10 protein-coding genes are annotated in these 23,192 nt (G+C 71.9%); 4 read left to right on the plus strand and 6 right to left on the minus strand.

What is annotated here, in order from left to right; all coding sequences use genetic code 11:
- The coding region (locus AB0F72_RS36995) for an SDR family NAD(P)-dependent oxidoreductase (RefSeq protein WP_360442000.1) at window positions 1-8,988 on the minus strand (8,988 nt) is incomplete at its 3' end.
- Between the two features lie 254 nt (window positions 8,989-9,242).
- Here AB0F72_RS36995 and AB0F72_RS37000 point away from each other — a divergent pair.
- From AB0F72_RS37000 to AB0F72_RS37010, 3 genes are read left to right on the plus strand one after another with little or no spacing between them, the layout of a single operon-like run.
- The gene (locus AB0F72_RS37000) at window positions 9,243-10,403 is read left to right on the plus strand and encodes a DegT/DnrJ/EryC1/StrS family aminotransferase (protein ID WP_360442003.1); all 1,161 of its coding nucleotides are present in this window, start codon (window positions 9,243-9,245) and stop codon (window positions 10,401-10,403) included.
- Complete coding sequence (locus AB0F72_RS37005; protein ID WP_360442006.1) at window positions 10,400-11,491, plus strand: Gfo/Idh/MocA family oxidoreductase; 1,092 nt, start codon at window positions 10,400-10,402, stop codon at window positions 11,489-11,491. The genes AB0F72_RS37000 and AB0F72_RS37005 overlap by 4 nt, the downstream gene beginning before the upstream one ends.
- Window positions 11,488-12,144: an HAD-IA family hydrolase gene (locus tag AB0F72_RS37010; RefSeq protein WP_360442009.1), complete on the plus strand. Its 657-nt coding sequence runs from the start codon at window positions 11,488-11,490 to the stop codon at window positions 12,142-12,144. Before AB0F72_RS37005 ends, AB0F72_RS37010 begins: the two co-directional genes overlap by 4 nt.
- On the opposite strand, the gene AB0F72_RS37015 is transcribed toward AB0F72_RS37010, so the two are convergent.
- The 5 genes from AB0F72_RS37015 to AB0F72_RS37035 form a co-directional block, all read right to left on the minus strand.
- Entirely contained in the window at window positions 12,137-13,786 is a 1,650-nt protein-coding gene (locus AB0F72_RS37015; protein ID WP_360442012.1) for a copper resistance protein CopC, read from the minus strand. The genes AB0F72_RS37010 and AB0F72_RS37015 overlap by 8 nt on opposite strands.
- Window positions 13,787-13,836: 50 nt before the next feature.
- Complete coding sequence (locus AB0F72_RS37020) at window positions 13,837-18,987, minus strand: hypothetical protein (protein ID WP_360442015.1); 5,151 nt, start codon at window positions 18,985-18,987, stop codon at window positions 13,837-13,839.
- A gap of 10 nt (window positions 18,988-18,997) precedes the next feature.
- The gene (locus tag AB0F72_RS37025; protein ID WP_360442018.1) at window positions 18,998-19,549 is read right to left on the minus strand and encodes a hypothetical protein; all 552 of its coding nucleotides are present in this window, start codon (window positions 19,547-19,549) and stop codon (window positions 18,998-19,000) included.
- Between the two features lie 155 nt (window positions 19,550-19,704).
- The gene (locus AB0F72_RS37030; RefSeq protein ID WP_360442021.1) at window positions 19,705-20,262 is read right to left on the minus strand and encodes an NAD(P)H-dependent oxidoreductase; all 558 of its coding nucleotides are present in this window, start codon (window positions 20,260-20,262) and stop codon (window positions 19,705-19,707) included.
- Between the two features lie 29 nt (window positions 20,263-20,291).
- Window positions 20,292-21,809 carry an MFS transporter gene (locus AB0F72_RS37035; RefSeq protein ID WP_360442024.1) on the minus strand — a complete coding sequence of 506 codons (1,518 nt, stop codon included), beginning with the start codon at window positions 21,807-21,809 and terminating at the stop codon, window positions 20,292-20,294.
- A gap of 161 nt (window positions 21,810-21,970) precedes the next feature.
- Between AB0F72_RS37035 and AB0F72_RS37040 the strand changes: the two genes are divergently transcribed.
- Window positions 21,971-23,173, plus strand: a complete 1,203-nt coding sequence (locus AB0F72_RS37040; RefSeq protein ID WP_360442027.1) for a cytochrome P450 — start codon at window positions 21,971-21,973, stop codon at window positions 23,171-23,173.
- Window positions 23,174-23,192 lie beyond the last annotated feature (19 nt).

The raw sequence follows: 23,192 nt of genomic DNA on the forward strand, positions 1-23,192 counted from the left end.
ATCCGGATCCGGATCGAACAACCCCTCCAGATCCCAACCCCGATCCCCCGGGAACTCCTCCACCACATCCCGGCCCCCGGCCACCAACTCCCACAAGCCCTCCGGCGAACTCACCCCACCCGGCAACCGGCACGCCATCCCCACGATCGCGATCGGCTCATCCGCAGCGGCGGCGGCCACCGGCGCGGCGGAGGCAGCCAGCTGCGCCGCCGGCGCGCCGACCAACTCGTCGCGGATGAACCGGGCCAGCGCGACCGGGGTCGGGTAGTCGAACACCACTGTGGCGGGCAGTCGCACCCCGGTGACCGACAGGCGGTTGCGCAGCTCGACCGCGGTGAGCGAGTCGAATCCGGCGTCCTTGAAGGCCCGTTCCGCGCCGATCAGGTCGGCCGAGGCGTGGCCCAGGACCGCGGCCGCGTGTTCCCGGACCATCTCGACGACCGTGCGTTCCTGATCGTCGGTGGACAGGGCGGCAAGGCGCTGGGCCAGGGAACCGGCGTCGGCGCGCGTCGCGGAGACGGCGGCCCGGCGCGGGCGCACCAGCCCGAGCAGCAGTGCGGGAATCGGTTCGGTGCCGGCTCGTGCCTGCAGCCCGGCGAGGTCCAGGCGGGTCGGCACCAGCACCGGCTCCGGGGAGCGCAGGGCGGCCCCGAACAGGGCCATACCGGTGGCCGCGTCGAGTCCCAGCATGCCGGAGCGCTTGTTGCGCTGGCGTGCCGCGTCGTCCAGTTCCCTGGTCATCTCGCTGCCGTGCGACCAGAAACCCCATGCCAGGGACTGCGCCGGCAGGCCCTGCCGGCGACGGTCCCGGGCCAGGCCGTCCAGGAAGGCGTTGGCGGCGGCGTAGTTCGCCTGTCCCGGGTTGCCGAAGACACCGGCTGCGGACGAGAACAGCACGAACGCCGCCAGGTCGGCGGTGCGGGTCAGCTCGCCGAGCAGGACCGCCGCGTCGGCCTTGGGACGCAGCACGGTGTCCAGCCGCTGCGGGGTCAAGCTGGGCAGCATGCCGTCGTCGATCACACCGGCGGTGTGCACGACAGCGGTGAGCTGATGACCGGCCAGCGCGGCTGCGACAGCGTCCCGGTCGGCGAGATCACAGGCAACGGCGGTGAGCCGGGTGCCGTACTCGGCCAGTTCGGCTTCCAGCTCGGCCATGCCGCCGGCGGCGGCGCCACGGCGACTGAGCATCAGCACGTGCCGGATGCGATGCTCGGCGGCGAGGTGGCCGGCCACCAGCCGGCCCAGGCTGCCGCCGCCGCTGATCAGGACGGTGCCGTCCGAGTCGAGCGGCACCGGCAGGGTGAGCACCACCTTGCCGACGTGCCGGGCCTGGCCCAGGTGGCGGAAGGCGTCCGGCGCGTGCCGCACGTCCCAGGCCGCGATCGGCAACGGCTCCAGCACCCCACGCTCGAACAGTTTCACCAGCTCGGCCAGCATCTCCCGGATCCGGTCGCGGCCGGCCTCCACGAGGTCGAATGCCTGATAGTCCACGCCCGGCGCGGCCTGCTCCGGCCGTCTGATGTCGGTCTTGCCCATCTCCAGGAACCGGCCGCCGCGCGGTAGCACCCGCATGGAGGCGTCGACGAACTCGCCGGCCAGGGAGTTGAGCACGAGGTCGACGCCGCGGCCGCCGGTGGCCCGCAGGATGCGGTCGGCGAAGTCGAGGGTGCGGGAATCGACGATGTGGTCGTCATCGAAACCGGCGGCACGCAACGCCGCCCACTTGCCGGTGCTGGCCGAGCCGAAGACCTCCAGGCCCAGGTGCCGCGCGATCTGGGTGGCGGCCGAGCCGACCCCGCCGGTTGCGGCGTGCACGAGCACCGACCGCCGATCGGGGCCGGCCAGGTCGTGCAGCGCATAGTAGGCGGTGAGGAAGACGATCGGCACCGCCGCCGCTTGAGCGAACGTCCAGCCTGCCGGGATGCGGACCAGGCAGCGCCGGTCGGCAACCGCGATCGGGCCGAACGCGTGGTCGAAGACGCCCATCACCCGGTCGCCGGCAGCCAGATCGCTGACGTCGTCGGCGACCTCCAGCACGACGCCCGCGCCCTCACCGCCCAGCGGGGCGTCGCCCGGGTACATGCCAAGGGTGATCATGACGTCGCGGAAGTTCACTCCGGCCGCGCGTACGCCGATCCGGATCTGGCCGGGCAGCAACGGCGCGGCGGCCTCCGGAGCCGGCACCAGGGCCAGGTTCTCGAGAGTGCCGGGCTCGCTGATGTCCAGCCGCCATTGCCCGGCGGGCTCCTGGAGTGCCGGGCTCAGCCGGCCGAGTCGCGGTACGCGCAGGACGCCGTCCCGCACCGACAGCTGCGGCTCGTCCGACGCCACGACGGCGGCGACGAGGTCCGGATCGACGTCGCGGTCGGTGTCGAGCAGCACGAACTGCCGCGGGCTCTCCGCCTGGGCGGCGCGCACGAATCCCCAGACCGCCGAGGCCGCCGGATCGCTCTCCGCGTCGCGGGTCACCACGATCATGCGGGCGTCGGCCGGCGCCTCCCGCATCACCGCGAGAGCGGAGTTCAGCAGGTCGCGGACGTCGGCGGCGCCCGGCGCGGTGAGCTCGTAGAGGATCACCTCGGGAGCCGTCAGGGCGCGCAGCTCATCGACGCCGCGAATGCGCACCGCTGTCACGGGGGGCGCCTGCGGCACCTCGATCGGCGTCCAGTCGATACGGAGCAACGAGTCGCGGACCACCGCGCCGCCGGTGCCTTCCAGGGACGCCGGCCGCAGTGTCAGCTTCTCGATCGCGGCCACCGGGACACCGTGCGGATCGGTCATCGTGACACCGGACGGTCCGATCCGGACCCGCAGCTCCCGGGCGCCGACGGCGAACAGCCGTACGCCGGTGAAGCTGAACGGCAGCAGGGTGCCCGCCTCGCCGGCCAGCATGCCGCTGTGCAGCGCGGCGTCGAACAGGGCGGGGTGCAGGCCGTAGCCGGTCACGTCCACGTCCTCGGGGAGCGCCACCTCGGCGTAGAGGTCCGCACCGGCGGTCCATGCGCGGCGGACTCCCTGGAAGGCCGCGCCGTAGTGCACGCCGGCCGCGGCGCGCACGTCGTAGAAGCCGTCGATGTCGATCGGACGCGCGCCGGCCGGCGGCCACTGGTCGAGTCCCCGGCCGGCGGGTGCGGCCGAGCTGAGGAACCCGGAGGCGAACCGGGTCCAGGAGACATCACCGTCGCCCATGCCGTGCACGGTGACCGGGCGGCGGCCGTCCTCGGACGCCCCGACGACGATCTGGATCCGCACCGATCCGGTCGCGGGCAGCCTCAGCGGCGCCTCGATGACCAGCTCCTCGACGGTGCCGGCGGCGACCTCGTCACCGACCCTGACCACGGTGTCGAGCAGCGCGGTGGCCGGCACCACGACCGCGTCACCGACCACGTGGCCGGCCAGCCAGGGCTGGGCTCGCAGGGACCAGCGGCCGGTCGCCACCACGCCGGCGTCGTCACTGAGCTGAACCACCGCGCCGAGCAGGGGATGTCCGGGGGCGGTCAGGCCGGCCGCGTCGACGTCCGCCGCCGGGCCGGAGGGTTCGAGCCAGTAGCGCTGCCGCTGGAACGGGTAGGTGGGCAGATCCACCAGCGAGCCCGTCGACGGCGGCTGGAACGCGACGTCCTGCACGAACAGCAGGCCCAGCGCGGCGGCCACGGACGCGTCCTCGGCGACCCCCTTCCGCAGGGCCGGGATGGCGACGCCGTGCTCCACCATCGCGGAGAGTGTCGCGTCCGGGCCGAGCTCCAGGAAGGTGGTCACACCGCGATCGGTCAGCGACTTCACACCGTCGGCGAACATCACCGTGTCGCGCACGTGCCGCACCCAGTAGGCCGGCTCGGTCACGTCCCCGTCCATCGCGATGCGCGGCGGCGCATAGCTCAGTTCCGCGGCGACAGCGGCGAACTCGTCGAGCATCGGCTCCATCAACACCGAGTGGAAGGCGTGCGAGGTGCGCAGCCGCCGTGTCCGGCGGTCCGGGAGTTGCGCCAGCAGCCGGTCCACCGCCGGCGTCATCCCGGAGACCACCACCGACCGGGAACCGTTGACCGCCGCCAGGTCCACGCCCTCGGTCAGCAGCGGCCGGATCTCGTCGACCGATGCCTGGATCGCCACCATCGACCCGCCCGGCGGCAGGGCCTGCATCAACCGCCCCCGGGCCGCCACCAGCCGGGCCGCGTCCGCCAGCGACCACACTCCGGCCACGTGCGCGGCCGTCAGCTCACCGATCGAATGTCCACCCAGGAAATCCGGTTCCAGGCCCCAGGAGGCGAACAGGCGGAACAACGCCACCTCGACCGCGAAGATCGCCGGCTGGGCGAACTCCGTACGATCCAGGGCTTCCGGATCCACCAGAGCATCCATCAGCGGGACCGGCAGCAGACCGTCGAAGGCGCCGCACACCTCGTCGAAAGCCGCGGCGAACGCCGGGAACGCCGACCGTAGCTCCAAGCCCATGCCCGGGCGCTGCGAGCCCTGACCGGTGAACAGCACCGCCAGCGCACCGCTCGGCCGGCGGTTGTCGGGCACGACCAGGTTCCGCAGCTCCCGTACGAGATCGTCCCGGTTGCCGGCGGCGACGGCCGCCCGATGATCGAGACGCGCCCGGCCGCTGGCCAGCGTGTGCGCCACGTCCGCCAGACGCACCGAGGGCCGCGCCTCGATGGCGTCCGCCAGCTCCGCCGCCTGAGCGCGCAGAGCCTGCGGGGTGCGAGCGGAGAGCAGGAACGGCAGCGCCCGATCAGCGGGTTCGGCCTGCTCCGCAACCGGGGCGGGCCGGCTCTCCTCGATGATGACGTGGGCGTTCGTGCCACTCACGCCGAACGACGACACCGCTGCCCGGCGCGGCCGCTCCCCGGCCGGCCAGGCGCGCGCCGAGGCCAGCAGCTCGACCCGCCCGGCGCTCCAGTCCACCTCGGCGGTCGGCTCGGCCATGTGCAGCGTCGCCGGCATGACCTCATGCCGGAGGGCCTGCACCATCTTGATGACGCCGGCGACGCCGGCCGCCGCCTGGGTGTGCCCGACGTTGGATTTCAACGAGCCCAGCCACAACGGCTCATCCCGATCCTGACCGTACGTGGCGAGAATGGCCTGTGCCTCGATCGGGTCACCGAGCGTGGTGCCGGTGCCGTGCGCCTCGACCACATCCACATCCGCGGCGCTCAACCCCGCCGACGCCAGCGCCTGACGAATCACCCGCTGCTGCGACGGCCCGTTCGGCGCCGTCAACCCATTCGACGCACCGTCCTGGTTCACCGCCGAGCCGCGCACCACCGCGAGCACCGGGTGACCCCGCCGCTGCGCGTCGGAGAGCCGCTCCACCAGCAGCACACCGACGCCCTCACCCCACGCCGTACCGTCAGCGTCGTCGGAGAACGCCTTGATCCGCCCGTCCGGCGCGAGTCCACGCTGGCGGGAGAACTCCACGAAGACCCCGGGCGTCGCCATGACCGCGGCACCGCCGGCGAGCGCCATCTCGCACTCCCCGTTCCGCAACGCCTGCACCGCCAGATGCAACGCCACCAACGACGACGAACACGCCGTGTCCACCGTGATCGCCGGCCCCTCGAAGCCCATGCTGTAGGCGACCCGGCCGGACGCCACGCTGCCCGCGGTGCCGATGCCGAGGTAGCCCTCGGTCCCGGCGGGCAGATCGGTGACGTTGGTGGCGTAGTCGTGGTGCATGACGCCGGTGAACACACCGACCGGCCGGCCGTGCAACGTCCCCGGATCGATCCCGGCCCGCTCGAACGCCTCCCACGACGTCTCCAGCAACAACCGCTGCTGCGGATCCATCGCCACCGCCTCACGCGGCGAAATCCCGAAGAACCCCGCGTCGAACTCCGCCACCCCACCCAGAAACGCCCCATGCCGCACATACGACGTCCCCGCATGATCCGGATCCGGATCGAACAACCCCTCCAGATCCCAACCCCGATCCCCCGGGAACTCCTCCACCACATCCCGGCCCCCGGCCACCAACTCCCACAGACCCTCCGGCGAACTCACCCCACCCGGCAACCGGCACGCCATCCCCACGATCGCGATCGGCTCATCCGCGGCGGCGGCGGTGCGCGACGCGGTCTCCGAGGCGTGGCCGAACAGTTCACCGTGCAGGAAGCCGGCCAGCGCGGCCGGTGTCGGATAGTCGAACGCGGAGGTCGCCGGCAGCTTCAGCCCGGTCGCGGCGACGAGCCGGTTCCGCAGCTCGACCGCGGTGGCCGAGGTGAGGCCCAGTTCCTTGAACGCCCGCTCGGCCGGTACCTGCGCCACGTCGGACAGCTCGCGCAGCAGGGCCGTCTCCCGGCGGACCAGGTCGACCAGCAACCGCTGCTGCTCAGCCGGGGAGATCGCGTCGAGCCGCTCGCGGAGCTGCGCGGTCTGCTCAGCGACCGGCTCGGCGGCGGGGGTATCGATGAGCCGGCGCAGCGCGGCCGGGACGCGGCTCCCCCGGGGAGCGATCGCGGCGATCCGCAGCGCGACCAGATCGCCGTCCCCGTGCGCGAGCGCGGCGTCGAACATCGCCATCGCGTCCTGCGAGCTGAGCGTGCCCGTCCACGACGACGGCGTGCCGGAGGAGGCGCCGAACGCCAGCGTCACGGTCGGCCGTCCCGCCACGCGGCGGCGCTGCGCGAACGCCTCGACGAGCGCGCCGGCCCGCGCCGCGTCCGGGCCGATCTCCGCACCGGCGAGCGCGGGAGCGGTGGTGAGCAGGACGAAGACCGCCTGGCCCGCGGAGCGGTCCAGCTCCTCCAGATAGTCAGCGGAGGAGTCGCTCACGACCATCCCGATCGGCCGCCTGTTCTCCGCCAGCAGTGCGGCGAGCGCTTCCCGGTCGGCCGGGTCACAGCCCGCGAGCCGCGTCTTCGCGCCCAGTCCGGCCAGTTCCTCGCGCAGGGCGGCGGCGGCCGGGTCAACGGCGCCGCGCGGGCTGATCAGCAGCAGATGCCGGATGCCGTGCCCGGCGACGAGCCGGCGAGCCACCTCGGCCGTCAGCGAGGTCCCGGCGCCGGTGAGCACCACGGTGCGGGCCGGGTCAACCGGTACGCCGGCGTCGGAGGCACCGGTCCGCACCCGGGCCAGCCGGGGTGCCAGCGCCACCCCTCCGCGGATCGCGATCCGGGTCTCCCCCGCCGCAACCGCCGCGCGCAGGGCTTCCCCGGTTCGTTCGTCGTCGGCGTCCACGTCGGCCAGAATTAGTCCCGGCCGCTCCTCGAGAAGAGCCCAGGCCGCTGCGGCCGCGACATCGACCGGTTGGTCGCTCTCGGCGACACGCACTCCGTCACGGGTACGCACGACAACGCCCGTGCCCGTGCCGGTGTCGATGTCGGTCAGGTCGGCGGGGAGGTCGACGACCCGCGGATCGGCCGCCGGCAGATCCGCTGCGGTCGAGGGCAGCGGCAGCCACTCGAGCCGGAAGAGGGTCTCGTAGTGCCCGTTGCCGGCCGCACGCAGCCGGGTCGGCCGGCTGAGCAGCACGTGCCGGGTGATCTTCCCGGACGGCGTACGGGGGATCTCGGCGATCTCGTAGATCTCCTCCGGGATCTTGAAGTACGTCAGCCGTGATCGGCAGGCGGCCTGGACCAGTTCCGGGTCGAAGCCGTCCGGCCCCGGCACGATGAACACGACCGGCACCTCGCCGAGAACCTCGTGCGGCTTGCCGGCGGCCGCCACATCGGCCACGCCGGGCACGCTGCGCACCACCTCTTCGATCTCACCGGGGTGGATGTTCTCGCCGCCCCGGATGATCAGTTCCTTGATGCGGCCGGTGACGGTGAAGTACCCGGCGTCGTCGCGCCGGGCCAGGTCGCCGGTGCGATACCAGCCGTCATGGAACGCGGCGGCGGTGGCGTCGGGCTGGCCGTGGTAGCCGAGCATCACGCTGGTGCCGCGCACCCATACCTCGCCCTCGGTGTTCGGGGGCACGTCGAGCAGTGTCTCCGGGTCCACCAGCCGTACGCCGAGGCCGGGCACGGGAAGCCCGCACGAGCCCTCGACCCGGGCGCCGGTCGGCCAGTTGATCGTGATCGACCCGCAGGTCTCGGTGCTGCCGTACGCATCGATCAGTGGCGCCCCGAACGCGTCCTCGAACGCTCGCCGCAGCGCCGCCGTGGTGACAGCGCCGCCGACCAGGCAGATCCGCAGGTCCGGCGCCTGGAAGTCGTGTTCCCGGGCGGCGTCGATGAGGTAGTGGTACATGGTGGGCACACCCGCGAGGAAGGTCGCGGAGGTCTCCTGCACGGCGTCGAGCACCTCGGCGGCCGAGATGCCGTCGACGATGTGCGCGGAGGCGCCGACCGACGTCACGCCGAGCACACAGGCGATGTGCGCGAGGCTGTGGAAGAGCGGCAGCGGCCACACCACCCGGTCCTCGTGCGACAGTCCGGGGATCGGCACATAGCAGGCCGCGACGGACCACAGGCAACTGCGCTGAGTGGAGAGCACACCCTTCGGCCGGCCCGTGGTGCCGGAGGTGTAGAGCATCCAGGCGACGTCGTCCAGCCCCAGGTCGTCCCGGGCCGGCTCGGCCGGATCAGAACCGGAGAGCACCTCGAAGGAGACCGCACGAGGCGGGGGCGGCGCGGCGCCGGTGACGATCAGCCTCAGGTGCGGGCGCTGGGACAGGATCGGCCGGAGCGTCTCGGCGCGGGCCGGATCGGTGATGATCACGCGGGCGCCGCTGTCGTCCAGCAGGTACGCGAGCTCGTCGACGGTCTGGTGCGGGTTCAGCGGCACGCCGACCGCGGCGGCGCGGGTGATCGCGAGATAGCTCTCCACCGCCTCGACGCAGTTGCCGAGCAGGATCACCGCACGATCGCCGGGGTGCAGCCGCAGCCCGGCCAGGTGCCCGGCGAGACGCCGGGTACGCAGCTCCAGCTCCGCGTAGGTGACGCTGCGCCGGGCGTCGCTGAAGGCGGTCTTGTCCGCGAACCGGTCCGCGTGCTCCAGCAGGGTCTCGGACAACGGCCGGATCAGCTCGGTACGGAGCATGTCACCACACCTCTCGATCGGACGAGGAAATGCATCCGCATCAGGATGGGCGGGAAGACGCTTTCCCAGACCCCTACTCACCCCCTATGCGGCCCTCTGATCTCCGATCGCTTTTCTCGTCGATACAAACGCCGCCTGACAAGGGAGGAACAGGGGTCACTTAGGGGCATGACCGCCATGCATCCGGTCCGTAGCGTGCCATTGAGACCGGGATTCCCCGGCATTCTTTTCCGCCATAGGAAAGGCATTAAGTCATGACTGACGTCGCGCCGGTTTTCCCTGATTGGCCCCAGTACGGCGACGAGGAGCGCGCCGGCCTGATCCGGGCTCTCGACCAGGGTCAGTGGTGGCGGATGGGCGGCACCGAGGTCGACTCGTTCGAGCAGGAGTTCGCCGACTACCACGGCGGTGGCCACGTGCTGGCCGTGACGAACGGTACGCACGCGCTCGAGCTGGCCCTGCAGGTGGCCGGCGTCGGTCCGGGCACCGAGGTGATCGTCCCGGCGTTCACCTTCATCTCGTCGTCGCAGGCGGCGCAGCGGATCGGCGCCGTGGCAGTGCCGGTCGACGTGGATCCGGAGACGTACAACATCGACCCGGCTGCCGCCGCGGCCGCCGTCACCGACCGCACCAAGGCGATCATGCCGGTGCACATGGCCGGGCTGCTGGCCGACATGGACGCCCTCGCCAAGCTCTCCGCCGACACCGGCGTCCCGCTCGTGCAGGACGCGGCGCATGCGCACGGCGCCGAGTGGCAGGGCCGGCGGATCGGCGAACTCGGCACCACTGCCGCGTTCAGTTTCCAGAACGGCAAGTTGATGACCGCCGGCGAGGGCGGCGCGGTGCTGTTCCCCGACGCCGGCCTCTACGAGGAGGCGTTCCTGCGGCACAGCTGCGGGCGCCCGCGCGGTGACCGCCGGTACCTGCACGCGACATCCGGCTCGAACTTCCGGCTCAACGAGTTCTCCGCGAGCGTCCTGCGGGCCCAGCTGACCCGCCTGGACGACCAGATCGCCACCCGCGAGCAGCGCTGGCCGTTGCTGGCGAGCCTGCTGAGCGAGATCCCGGGCGTGGTGCCGCAGGGCGGCGACAAGCGGGCCACCCGCAACCCGCACTACATGGCCATGTTCCGCATCCCGGGGATGGCGGAGGAGCGGCGCAACCAGCTCGTCGACGAGCTGATCGCGGCCGGGCTGCCCGCCTTCGCGGCGTTCCGCGCCATCTATCGCTGCGACGGCTTCTGGGAGACCGGCGCGCCGGACGAGACGGTGGAGCAGATCGCCGCACGCTGCCCGAACAGCGACCGGATCAGCGAGGACTGCATCTGGTTGCACCACCGCACGCTGCTCGGCACCGAGGAGCAGATGCACCAGATCGCGCGGATCGTCTCCGACGTGCTGACGAAGCAGGCGTGACAGTGCCGGCACCGGAGGACGGCCGGATTCGGATCGCCGTCGCCGGGTTGGGCTGGGCGGGCCGCTCCATCTGGTTGCCCCGCCTGCGGGACAACCCGGCATACCGGCTGATCGCGGCGGTCGATCCGGACCCGGCGTCGAGGGAGGCGGCCGCCGACACCGTTGCCGGACTGTCCACGATGGCCTCGCTGGACGAGCTGGATCCCGCCGCGGTCGATCTGGCGGTCGTCGCGGTACCCAACCATCTGCATGCCGCCGCCGGGTCGGCGCTGCTGCGCCGGGGTATCCCGGTGTTCCTGGAGAAGCCGGTCTGTCTCAGCGAGCCCGAGGTGGATCAGCTGGCCGGCGCCGAACGTGCCGGCGGGGCCGTGCTGCTGGCCGGCAGCGCGGGCCGCTACCGGGCGGACGTCCGGGCTCTGCTCGACGTCGTGCGAGGCCTCGGCACGATCCGGCACATCGACCTGGCGTGGGTCCGCTCCCGCGGCATCCCCCGCGCCGGCGGCTGGTTCACCCGGCGGGAGATGTCCGGCGGTGGCGCGCTGGTCGACCTCGGCTGGCACCTGCTCGACACCCTGGTCCCGGTGCTGGGGCCGGTCGGCTTCCCGCACGTGGTGGGCACGGTCTCGGACGATTTCCTGCACGATGACGCCTGGCGGGCGGCGTGGCGGGCCGACGAGCAAGGCGGCGCGGGTGGCGACGTGGAGGACACCGCCCGCGGGTTCCTGGTCACCGACGACGGCGTCTCGGTCGCGCTGCGCGCCAGCTGGGCCTCCCACCAGCCGCAGGACACCACCACCATCGCGGTCGAGGCCAGTGGTGGCGTGGCCACCCTGCGGTGCACCTTCGGCTTCAGCCCGAACCGCCCCGGGGCGGCCACGCTCACGGTCACCCGCAACGGCGTCACGGAAGAGGTGCCACTGCCGGACGAGCCCATCGGCAGCGAGTACGACCGCCAGCTGGCCGAGCTGCCCGCCCTGCTGGCCGCGCCGCACGCGCGCGGGCAGGCCGCCGAGGAGGCCCGCCGAACCATCGGCGTCATCGAGCGTTTCTACGACTCCGCCCGGACACGCAGAAAGGTGCACCGATGAAGCGAGCCGTGATCTTCGATTTGGACGGTGTCGTCGTCAACAGCTTCGCGGTGATGCGCGAGGCCTTCACCATCGCCTACGCCGAAGTGGTGGGCGCCGGACCGGCGCCCTTCGGGGAGTACGAGAAGCACCTCGGCCGATACTTCCCGGACATCATGCAGATCATGGGATTGCCGGCAGCGATGGAGGAGCCGTTCGTCCGGGAGAGCAATCGGCTCGCCGCGCAGGTCGCCATCTTCGACGGCATACCCGAGCTGCTGCACACCCTGCGCCAGCGCGGTTACCGGCTGGCCATCGCGACCGGCAAGAGCGGCGTCCGGGCGCGTTCCCTGCTGGAGGTGCTCGGCCTGCTTCCGCTCTTCGACTACGTGGTCGGCGGGGACGAGGCGCCCCGGGCGAAGCCCGCGCCCGACATGATGCTGCTCGCGCTGAGCCTGCTGGACATCCGGGCGGACGAGGCGTACGTCGTCGGCGACGCGATCACCGACATCGCCAGCGCGCACGCCGCGGGCATCGAGGCGGTCGCGGCCACCTGGGCCGACATCGACGAGCAGGTGCTGCTCGCGGCGCGACCCGATCTGGTGCTGCGCCACCCGGCGGAGCTGCTCGCGCACTGCCCGCCGGTGGTGGCGCAGTTGAACAGGGTCAGCTGACCGGCACCGTCGCCGTGACCGTGTGCTGGTCGATCTCCGAGGTGCGGACGGTGAGCTTGAGCTGCCAGTCACCGGCGATCGGCAGTCGCAGCTCGGCCGAATCGTACGAGCCGCGGCCCAGGCGCCTGAGCGGCACGTCGAGGGGGCCGATCTGCTTCTGCGGCAGGGTCAGCGCGACCCGGACCTCGGGCACCTCGCGCTGGGCGCCGGCTGAGTCCCGGACGGTCACACTGAGCCGGCTCGGCCCGGCCAGCGGCGGATCGACCCGGACCTCGGCCGTGCCGCCGGCCATGGTCAGCTCAACGGTCCTCGGACCGGGCGGCGCCGCCGGCCGGGTGGCCGGCGGGGTCGCCACCAGCAGCGCGGTGACGGCCAGCACCGCCGCGCCGATGCCGGTCTCCGACCACAACAGCACCCGCAGGTGCCGCTGCCGGGCTGCCGCCAGGTCTCGCGACGTGCGACTGCGACCGCCCGGTTCGAGGCGCTTGCGAACCAGCGAGCGGCTCATCGAGCCGCACCAGAGCAGCACCCCCACCGCGGCGATCTTGTAGACGAGAAGCGCACCGTACGGCGAGCCGGTGAGCGCGCCGAAGGAGCCCACCTCCTGGATCGCCCGGTAACTCCCGGTGATCACGAGGAGGAGCACCGCGACAGTGGCGATCCGGGAGAAGCGGCTCAGCGCCGCCTGACTCTCGTCGACGGATGTGGCCCGGCCGCGCAGCAGCGCCAGGACCATCATCGCCAGCCCGCCGAGCCACGCCGTCATGGCGACCAGATGCACCGCGTCGGCCAGCCGCGGGAACACGGACGGCCCGGCGTTGGCGTGGCCCGTGCCGACCCAGGTGACCGGCAGCAGCACGCCGAGGACGATGGTCGCCGCCGGCAACAGCCGGCGAGCCGGGGCCCCCGGCCGGGACGCCGCGATCAGCAGTCCGCTGCCGATGATCAGCAACCCGATCCGGGCGAGGACGTACCAGCCGTAGTCCGACCCGAGGATGTTCGCCAGACCGGCGGCGTCGCCGACGTCGGCCAGCGATCCGCCGACCACGGCCGCCGCCTGCAGCAGCAGCGACGCGACAGCGCACGCGAGGGATCCGGCGGCGGCGTACCGCAGCAGCCGCCGCGCGTCCGGCCGGGCCAGGCCCTGCGGCCAGCACCAGAAGAGGAAGATCAGGCCGCCGCCGAGCAGCGCCAGCAGGACGTACCCGGCGCCGCGGACCACAGCGAACGCGACGGTGAGATCCCCGGCACTCCCGGTCTGCGCGCCCGCCGCGGGCGCCGCGAGCACCGTCGCGTCGCCGACGCCGAACACGACCGCGCCGTGGATCGGATGGGAGTCGGCCGACACCACCCGCCACGACACCGTATAGGCGCCGGTGCCGAGCCCGCCCGGGAGCGCCACCACCACGTCGGCCCCGGCGGCCTGCTGAACCCGGGTCTCGACCCGGCTTCCGTCCGGGCTCAGCACCTGGACGCCGTCGCCGACGAGCGACACCTCCTCGCTGAAGTGGAATCGGATCTCCGTCGGCGGCTGCGGCAGGGTGGCGCCGTTGGCCGGGGTGGACGAGAGCAGCTGGGCGTGCGCGTACGCCGCCTGCGTCGGCAGCGCGAGCGTCGCGCCGACGATCGCGACCAGGAGCAACAGGAGCCGCCCAGCCCGGGAACGGGCTGGGCGGCGCCGGTCGGAACACATCACAGTGGAGCCGCTCCCCGTCCGCTGCCGGCCGGGACGACGCGCAGAATGCCCCAGATACCGGCTTCGGTGAACGGCATCCGGCTGTCGTTGAACAGGTAGTCGCCGGAGTAACCGTGGCCACCGCCGGCCGCGCCCAGCCAGGCGTCCACCGTCTCCCCCGACGTGACGGTCCGCGCCGTCACCCGCTCCGAGCCGGCGATGCCGGGCTCGGCGGGGAAGTTGTGACCACTGACCGTGAACGCGTGGAACTGGTCGGACGCGCCCACCCCGACCCGGAACACCACCGGGTCACCGGCCCCGGCGACGAACACCGGGGTGTCCGGCTCGCCGTACGGACCGGAGCTGAACGCCGTGCCGTACGACCCGGCCACGGTGGCCTTGGTGAAGTCGTCCCGGGCCGAGGTGAGGTTCAGCCGGCTGGTCAGCGGCGCGCTGTGGTAGTTGACATGGTTGTATCCCTTGTCGAACGAGCCCGCGTTCTGCGCCGTTCCCGGTGGAGCGCCGGGCACCGGGGCGATCGGCACGTTGTTGCTGACCGCGCTGTTCAGCCCGTTGCCCGCCACCTGCTCGCCGTACGGCAGGATGCTGCGCGAGAAATGCTGGTCGGTGCTCTGCATGGTGACCGCGAACTCGCGGAACTTGCGGCCGTCGGGCGGCCGGATGATGGCCTGCGTGCTGACCGCTGTCGTCCCGAGCGGCTTGCCCGTGACGCTGTCCGACCAGGTGGACCCGCGCGGCTCGACGATCAGCATGCCGTACGCGCCGTGCCGCAGGGACGCCACGCTGCCGAGGTTCTGGAACATCGTCGTGCCCAGCTCCCGGTCGGCGTGGAACGTGTAGGTGGCCGTCTTGCCCGGGGCCACGGTGCTGTCCGGGTTGAGGCCGATCGCCGAGCCGCCGGACAGCTGCTGATCGTGGGCGAGCTTGGCGAGGTCGAAGCCGGCGCGGGTGCCGCCGTACAGCGACCCGGCCCCGGTCTGGTTGCGCAGCGTGATCTTGAGGCAGTCACCGTGATTGGCGCGCAGCACCAGCGGCTCGACAGTCTTGCTGCCGTCGCGGATGGCCGCCACGTCGGAGGTGAGGGCGTAGACGACTCCGTTGGCGTCGGGGTACGGCGCGGTGGGCAGAGCCTGGTTGATCAATGAGATGTCGTAGCCGAGGGGCCGCGCGCCGGTCGGGCACGGCCGCTGTGTGGACGAGACCGCCGTGGTGTTGACCCTGCCGTCCGGCAGATAGGCCGGCGCGGGATCCGGACCCGGCTCCGCCTGCGTGTCGCCACCGGCGGCCGTCTGCAGCGGGAAGCCGGACCCGGCCGGCGGCGCCGGTCGGCCGGGCAGGGCCTTGAGGTCGCTGCGGAGTTTGTCGTGCACCCGGAAGATTCCCCAGGCCCCGCTCTCCAGCGCGAACGTCCGGGCACTGTAGTAGAGGTAGTCGCCCGCGCTGCCCGCACCGCCGTCGAGCACGTAGTCGAAGCGCTCGGAGATGCCGGTGGTGGCGGTGTCGGTCAACTGCCCGCGGGCGTTGAACCGCTCGAGCCGGAAGCGGTGCCCCTGGATCCGCAGCGCCTCGGCGCGGTCGTTGACCCCGATGGTGCGGATCACCACCGGGTCACCGGCATACGCCCGCAGCAGCGGCGTCGACGGGTCGCCGTACTTCACCGAGGAGAACACGTACGGATCGACGGTGGTCACCGTGGCGCGCGCGGTGCTGGCGTCGAAGTTGCCCGGCACGTCGGTCCGGCTGAACGCGTTGCGACAGCGCGCGCCGTTGTACTCCTGCCGTTGCTGGGTGGTGGCCGCGTCGGCCGGTGTCGCCCCCGGCGGTGTTCGCTCGCCCAGTGGCGCGGCTCTGAGGTTGATCGATCCTTCCTCGCACTCCTGCCCTCGGTTGAACGACGACAGCCCGGCCGGTGGTGGCGAGGCGAGCTCCGAGCGCCCGCGCCGGCCGTTGTGCAGGAAGACGGTGAACTCCCGGAACGATCCGGACTGTCCGGCGCCGACCGATCCGCCGCGGTTCACGATGTCAGCGATCGGCCCGCTGTCGATCGGCTTACCGGTCACCGGGTCGTGATAGGTGGAGCCGGGCGGCTCGACGATATGGGCGGCGAACAAACCGTGCGCCCACGAGTTGATGGCATCCACATGGTCATGCCAGAACACCGTTCCGGTGTCCACGTCCGAGTACCACCGGTACTGCACGAACTCCACCGTGACGTACTCACCTGGCTCATGGGCTCGGGCCAGCGGGGCGTCGAAGACGAGCGTGTCACCGTCGATCTCAACGATCTTGCGGATCTCGATGTCGGGACGGCCGACACCGACGCCGATCGAAATGCCGGGACGCAGTCCGTCCACGTTGGTGACGGTGACCCGGTTCGCCGAGGCGTCGACCAGCGTCCGCTTCTCCTTGCCGGCGCCGAACACCGCCTGCTCGAACGCGAAGCCCGTCACCACGCCGTCCGAGGCCAGTGGATCGAATCGCACCAGGTGGGTGTGCATGTTGACCTTCTGCTGGACAGCCGGGTTCAGCTCGCTGCCGAAGGTGATCGCGACGCAGTCGCCCACGTTCGACCGGACGACCAGCGGGTCCACCGGTTTACGACCGGCGAGGACGTCCGCCTTGTCCTGGTTCAGCACGTAGATCTCGCCGTTGGCGTCCCGCTCCCGGGCTGTCGCCTGCACCGGCACGGAGATGGCGGTGATATTGTAGCGCCGCACCCCGGCCGCCTTCGGGCACAGGCCGCCGGGCCGGGACGTGCTCGCGGTCTCGCCCAGGCCGGGCGCCCCGGCATGCCCGTTCGGCGCGAACGGTGGCCGCTGGCCGAGGTGTGGTCTCAGCATCGGATACGCGGGCCGCCCGGTGCGCGGGTTGAACAGGATCTCCGGCCGGGTCCCCGGCGCGGCGGAGCGATGGTTCGCCCAGACCGCGCTCGTCTCGGGCTCGCCGAGATATCGCGGCGCGGTGGCGGTGCCGGCCTTCTGCCAGTCCCACACCGTGGCGTCGTCGGCGTGGCCCCGCACGCCCTGCGGAGGCAGGGCCGTCTCCACCAGATCCTCCAGGGCGATCTCGCGGGCGGCGTCGACACGAGCGGATCTCAAGACCACCGTACGGCCCGCGACGACCCGCCCGAGCAGCTCCGCGGCGCCCACGGCGGCGGCCGCCGGATCGGCGCCGGGCAACGGTGGCAGGTCCGCCTGCCTGGTGTCGTACACCCGCCATATTGCCCACATGCCGGCGATGTAGTGGTGCGAGATGTGGCAGTGATAGAGGAAGTCGCCGGCGGCCTGCTGACATCCGCCCGCGCCGCACTCGTGCTCGAGGTCGTAGGTTTCCGACGGGCTCACCGTCTGCGAGTCCAGCCGGATCGAGCCGCCGCTCGTGGCGCCCGCCGCTTCGGGGTTGGCCCACCACCGGGTGCCCCCGCCGTGCACGTGGTGCACGTGCAGCTGCTCGATTCCCGCGTTGACCAGGCGTGTCTTGGTGGGCTCGCCGAGATAGGAGCGCGGCATCGGCGTGGCCGGGTCGCCGTACGTGTAGGAGCTGTAGGCGAGGGACTTGTTGGCCTGCTGGACCGCCGCCCCGCGGGCAGCCTCCAGCTGCAGGCGCCGGTAGAACGACTCACTGCGATAGTTGATCCCCCGGCTGCCCGGCCGGTAGGTGCTGGTGCCGGCCCCGCCCTCGTTCGGCTGGGCCGGGATGGGCGGCCGCGCATCGATCATCGGCAGCGGCCGGCCGTACTGCACCTGGTCACCGACCGGTACGCCGGGGTCGCCGCCGACCGGGATGCCCTCGTCGTTCTCCCGGAGCGGCCGGCGCATCTGGAAGTTCTCGTCCCCGAACTCGTGGTAGATGAGGGTGAACTCCCGGAACGCCGGCTCGCCGGACGCCCGCACCATGGCCGACCAGTTGCTCCAGGTGTTGTCGGCGGTCCGCTCCTGGCCGGAGTCCGGGTCGAACCACCGGGCATCCGGCTTCTCGGCGATCAGCGTGCCGAAGAGACCGTGCGAGGTGAGCCCCGAGGAGGCGCCGCCGCTGCGGAACACCCGCGCGCCCTCGCCCATCGTCGGGTCGAGGTAGTAGCGGTACTGATGGGAGTCGCCCGGAGCGACCATCGCGACGGCCGGGTTCGCGCCGACCGCCTGGCCGCCCTGACCCGACTTCGCGTCGTAGGCGACACCACTGAGATCCACCGAGACCGGCGGCACACCGCCCGGTTGCACCACCGGCGGGTTGCCGAACCCGCTGCGCGGCGCCTTCGTCAGCTTGTTGGTCAGGTTGATGACCACGCACTCGCCCAGCCGTGCCCGGATGACCAGCGGCTGGATGGCATCCTGACCGAGGCCGACGGACACCTTCGCGGCGGCCGGGTCGTCGGCGTCCAGCTGCGAGGCGGCGTGCAACGCGCGCTCCTGTTCGCGCACCTCGTCCTCCCGCTCGGCCAGCACATACATGTAGCCGTACGGGTCGTGGTCGCCCCACCGGTTCACGGTGATGTCGACGTCGATCGCGTGCACGTCGAAGACCCGGGCCGGCGCGGTGGCACAGCCTCCGGTCCCCTGCTCGGCCGCCGAGGCCATCTCGCCGGGGACCGTGCAGAGGCCGACGACCAGCAGCGCCGGCAGGACGGTCCGCCGCAGGCGGCGCAGCGGTCCCGGGTCGTCCGGCGCGGCCGGCCGCGGCGCTGTGACATAGCGGATCGTGAAGACCCCCACCAGCGCCAGCAACAGGATCACCGGTTGCGCCCGCAGGGCGGTGGCCCAGCCGTACGCGAGCGGATCCGCCCCGTGGTGCTGGTGCCCGGCGACGCCCAGGATGTCGTGCGCGTAGAACTGCGCGACGCAGAGCGGCACCGACACGATCCCCACGGCGATCGCCAGGGCGGCGCCGAGAACGGTCAGCCGGGCGCTGCCGGTCATCGGCCCGGCGAGCCGGGCGCCGGCGGCCAGGGCGGCCTGCACGGCGATCCCGACCACCGGCAACGTCAGCAGGACATCGACGGCCAGCGGCAGCAGATGCGCCGGCAGCGGCCCGTCGATCCGGGCCGTCACGAGGTGCTGCCACCCGACGCTGCCGGTGACCAGGAGGAGCACGAGATAGAGGTGGGTCGGCAGCGTGAATGCGGTGCGTGCCGGAGGCGTATCGCTCATCGGGCGGTCCCTAGAGGTGGCTGTGGTCGGTCGTGGTGCCGGGCAGGTTCACGGCCAGGCGGTGCTCCCGGCCCTCGTGCCGCCAGATCAGGTACATCGGCGGGTCGGCGGCGGCGGGCTTCGCGAGGTCGAAGTAGAGCGCCCCGGTCACCGAACTGCCGGGGCCGAGCCGGGCGAGCGACCCGAACGTGTCGGCGCGCAGCGGCACCGGATCGGCGGCGTGGCCGCCGGCCAGCGAGAACTCGCCGGCCAGGTCGAAGTCGCGGGTGGCAGTGCCGGTATTGGTCAGGGTCATCGGCACCCTGAGCCGCATGTCGTCGCCTTCGGGTGCGCCCGGCATCATCTGGCTGGGCATCTGGTAGCCCTGCCCGTCCATGTGATGGCCGTCCATCAAGGCCCACTCGGCCGCGCCCGGGACGGCGGTCAGACCGTCGACGGTCGCGGTCGCGGCCGGCGGCGTTCCGCCGCGGGCCGCGAGCGGCAGGAGCACCCCGGCGACGGCCGCGGCGACGGCCAGCAACACGAGCGTGAGCGCGGGTATCAAGCGGCGGGACGGTGGCATGAGGAGATCGTCAACGACCCCGGCCACTGGCCGGTAATTGCGCTGCCAGCGGCGGGAATGCCGTGGCCCCGCGGAAAGCACTCCGCGGGGCCACGGCGATCGAGCTGCGGCACGACACGGGGGGATCGCACCGCAGCTCGACGGATGGGCGGGGACTACTGGCGCACAGCCTTCAACGCGCCGCCCCAGGTGATCACCTGCTCCAGCATCGAGTTCGCGTTCTCCTCGTGGTGCGGACCGGGCTTGAAGACCGAGAAGTTCTCGAAGTCGGCGAACAGCGACAGCGACACCTGCGACGTGACATCGGCGACCTGCAGGCCGCCCATGACCAGCCGGAGCTGCTCGACGGCGCGAGCGCCGCCGTGGGTGCCGTAGCCGACGAAGCCGGCCGCCTTGTTCGTCCACTCGTGGTGCAGGTAGTCGATGCCGTTCTTCAGCGCGGCCGGCATCGAGTGGTTGTACTCCGGCGTCACGAACACGTAGGCGTCGAACGAGGCGATCTTCTCGGACCACGCCTTGGTGTGCGGCTGGGCGTACTGGCCCATGGCCGGCGGCATGAACTCGTCGAGGAGCGGCAGGGCGTAGTCCTTCACGTCGACGAGTTCGACCTCGGCGTCCGCGCGCTTGGCGGCGATGTCGTGGATCCACTGCGCCACCGCCTCGCCGTTACGGCCGGGACGGGTGCTGCCGATGATGACGGCCAATCGGGTCATGGAGGGCCTCCTGGATGTGGGTGTGGGCGTCAGGCGCGGAAGGTGTCGGCGGGCTCGCCGGACGGCACCCCGGGCGCCGCCGGGTTCTCCGACGGCGGGCCCTCGGGCGGCGGTCCCATCGGCGGACCGGCGGGAGTGCGCAGCAGCACGGCGCCGACGATCATCGCCACCACGATCAGCCCTGCGGAGATGCCGAACGCCAGGTGGAAGCCGTCGTTCAGCGCTGACGTCGGGTCACTGCCGTTGTTGATCAGGCTGACGGTGTGTGCCGCCGCGATCGCGGTGAGCGCGGCCAGGCCGAGCGAGTCGCCGATCATGCCGGAGGTCCCCGCCACACCGGACGCCAGGCCCGCGTCCTGCGGCCGGGTGACCGACATCGACAGCATCATCACCGCCGGCATCGTCAGCCCGCCGCCGATGCCCATCAGCAGCATCACCGGCAGCAGGTCGATCGCGTAGTTGGCGTCGACCGGGATCCGGACGGCCAGCAGCAGGCCGGCAGCCACCAGCACCAGCCCGCCGAGCAGCACGTTGCGCAGCCCGAAGCGCATGTTGAGCCGCGCCGAGACGCCGATCGAGACGATGCCCGCGGAGATCGCGATCGGCAGGTACGCCAGGCTGGTGACCAGCGGTTCGTAGCCGAGCACCTGCTGCAGGAAGAGCGCGATGAGGATGTTGAAGGAGATCACTCCGGCGACCATCAGCAGGTGCACCAGGTTGCCGCCGGCGACGTTGCGGTTGCGGAACAGTGACAGCGGCATCAGGGGCGTGCTCGTGGTCGCCTCCCGCGCCACGAAAGCGATCAGCAGCACGATCGCCGTGCCACCGAGTCCGAGCGTGCGCGCCGAGCCCCAGCCGTGGTCGCCGACGGTCGCGATGGCGTAGACACCCAGCATCAACCCGGCGGTCACCAGCACGGCGCCGACGACGTCCGCGCCGGCCCGCAGGCCGATCCCCCGGTCGAGCGGCAGCAGCCGCACCGCGAGGACGGTGGCGGCGATGCCGATCGGCACGTTGATGAAGAAGATCCAGTGCCAGCTGATGCCCTGGGTCAGCACGCCACCCGCCAGGATGCCGACGGAGGCGCCGGCCGCTTGCACGAAGCCGAGGGTGCCCATCGCCTTGCCGATCTGGCGTGGATCGGCGAAGAGGGTGACCGCGATGCCCATCACCATGGCGTACGCCATGGCCGCCGCCGCGCCCTGCAGGAACCGGAAGCCGATGAGCATCGCCTGGTTCTGGGCGAAGCCGCACAACGCCGACGCGACGGTGAAGCCGATCAGCCCGATGAGGAACACGTTGCGCCGGCCGATCAGGTCGCCCAGCCGCCCGGAGAGCAGCAGCAGACCGCCGAAGCCCACCGTGTAGGCGTTGGTCACCCAGGCGATCTGCGCCTGCTCGAAGCCCAGGTCGCTCTGGATCGAGCGCAGCGCGACGGTGACGATGCTGATATCGACCACGATCATCAGCTGGATCGAGCAGACCACGGCGAAGCCGAGCCAGGCCCTTCGCGTGATCGCCGGTGCGGGCGGAGTGGTTTGAGTCATGAGATGGCCTCCTTGGTGAACACCCGGTCACACCGTACCAGATAGTTCTGACCTTGATTATCTTGACCGGAACTTTTTCGCGGCGGATTACCCGGCGATTACTGAGGACTGCCGGAATTGCTGTTCGATCGCGGTGAAGAACGGTCGGAGAGGAAATGAAGATGACTGAGACGATCCCCGCGCTGCCCGAACTACCACTGAGCCGCACCACATTGTTCGACCCGCCGGACGCCCTGCGCCCATTGCAGGGGAACGAACGGGTAACCCGGTTCTCCTATCCGGACGGCCATCTCGGCTGGCTGGTCACCGGCTACAGCGAGGCCCGCACGGTGCTCGCCGACCCGCGGTTCAGCGCCCGCCGGGAGTTGCAGCACTTCCCGATCCGGCATCCCATGGTCCCGACGGAGCCGACGCCCGCCGCGCCCGGTTCGTTCCCGGAGATGGACCCGCCGGACCACACGCGGTACCGCAAGCTGCTGACCGGCCAGTTCACCGCCCGCAAGATGAGCCTGCTGGCGCCGCGCGTCGAGGAGATCGTCACCCATTACCTCGATGAGATGGAGAAGGCCGGCCCGTCGGTCGATCTCCTGCAGGCGTTCGCGATGCCCGTGCCGTCACTGATCATCTGCGAGCTGCTCGGCGTGCCGTACGAGGAGCGAGCACAGTTCCAGACCCGCTCGGCGGTCATGGTCAACATGACCTCCACCCCGGAGGAGACCGCCGCGGCGTTCCGCGGACTGCACCAGTTCGTCCACGAGCTGGTGCTGGCGAAGCGCGCGGCGCCGACCCCGGACCTGCTCGGCGAGCTGGCCGCCGGCGATGAATTGACCGACGAAGAGCTGACCACCATCGGACTGAACCTGCTCTTCGCGGGCCATGGGCTCACCGCGAACATGCTGGCGCTGGGCGCCTTCGCGCTGATCGACGCGCCGGAGCAGCTCGCCGCGCTGCACGCCGAGCCGAAGCTCATCGACAGCGCCGTCGAGGAACTGCTCCGCTATCTGACCATCGTGCACGTCGGGCCGACCCGTACCGCCCTGGCGGACGTCGAGCTCGGCGACCAGGTGGTCCGGGCCGGCGAGACGGTGACGCTGTCCCTGCCGGCCGCCAACCGGGACCCGGCCCGTTACGACCAGCCCGACACCCTCGACATCACCCGCGGCTCGCGCGGGCACCTGGCCCTCGGTCACGGCCTGCACCAGTGCCTGGGCCAGGAACTGGCTCGGATGCAGATGCGCATCGCCTACCCCGCGCTGTTCGAGCGTTTCCCGGACATCCGGCTCGCGGTGCCGCGTGACCAGATCCCGATGCGCGACCAGATGGCCTTCTACGGCGTCCTCGCACTACCGGTGGCCTGGGGCTGAACCCACTGCGGCAAACGGC

It is taken from the genome of Actinoplanes sp. NPDC023936, assembly GCF_040639325.1.
In the GTDB taxonomy this organism is placed as follows: domain Bacteria; phylum Actinomycetota; class Actinomycetes; order Mycobacteriales; family Micromonosporaceae; genus Actinoplanes.

Coding starts and splice junctions, on each gene's coding strand:
- AB0F72_RS37000 (WP_360442003.1), top strand. CDS start 9,243: ATGACTGACGTCGCGCCGGTTTTCCCTGATTGGCCCCAGTACGGCGAC.
- AB0F72_RS37010 (WP_360442009.1), top strand. CDS start 11,488: ATGAAGCGAGCCGTGATCTTCGATTTGGACGGTGTCGTCGTCAACAGC.
- AB0F72_RS37020 (WP_360442015.1), bottom strand. CDS start 18,987: ATGAGCGATACGCCTCCGGCACGCACCGCATTCACGCTGCCGACCCAC.
- AB0F72_RS37025 (WP_360442018.1), bottom strand. CDS start 19,549: ATGCCACCGTCCCGCCGCTTGATACCCGCGCTCACGCTCGTGTTGCTG.
- AB0F72_RS37030 (WP_360442021.1), bottom strand. CDS start 20,262: ATGACCCGATTGGCCGTCATCATCGGCAGCACCCGTCCCGGCCGTAAC.
- AB0F72_RS37035 (WP_360442024.1), bottom strand. CDS start 21,809: ATGACTCAAACCACTCCGCCCGCACCGGCGATCACGCGAAGGGCCTGG.
- AB0F72_RS37040 (WP_360442027.1), top strand. CDS start 21,971: ATGACTGAGACGATCCCCGCGCTGCCCGAACTACCACTGAGCCGCACC.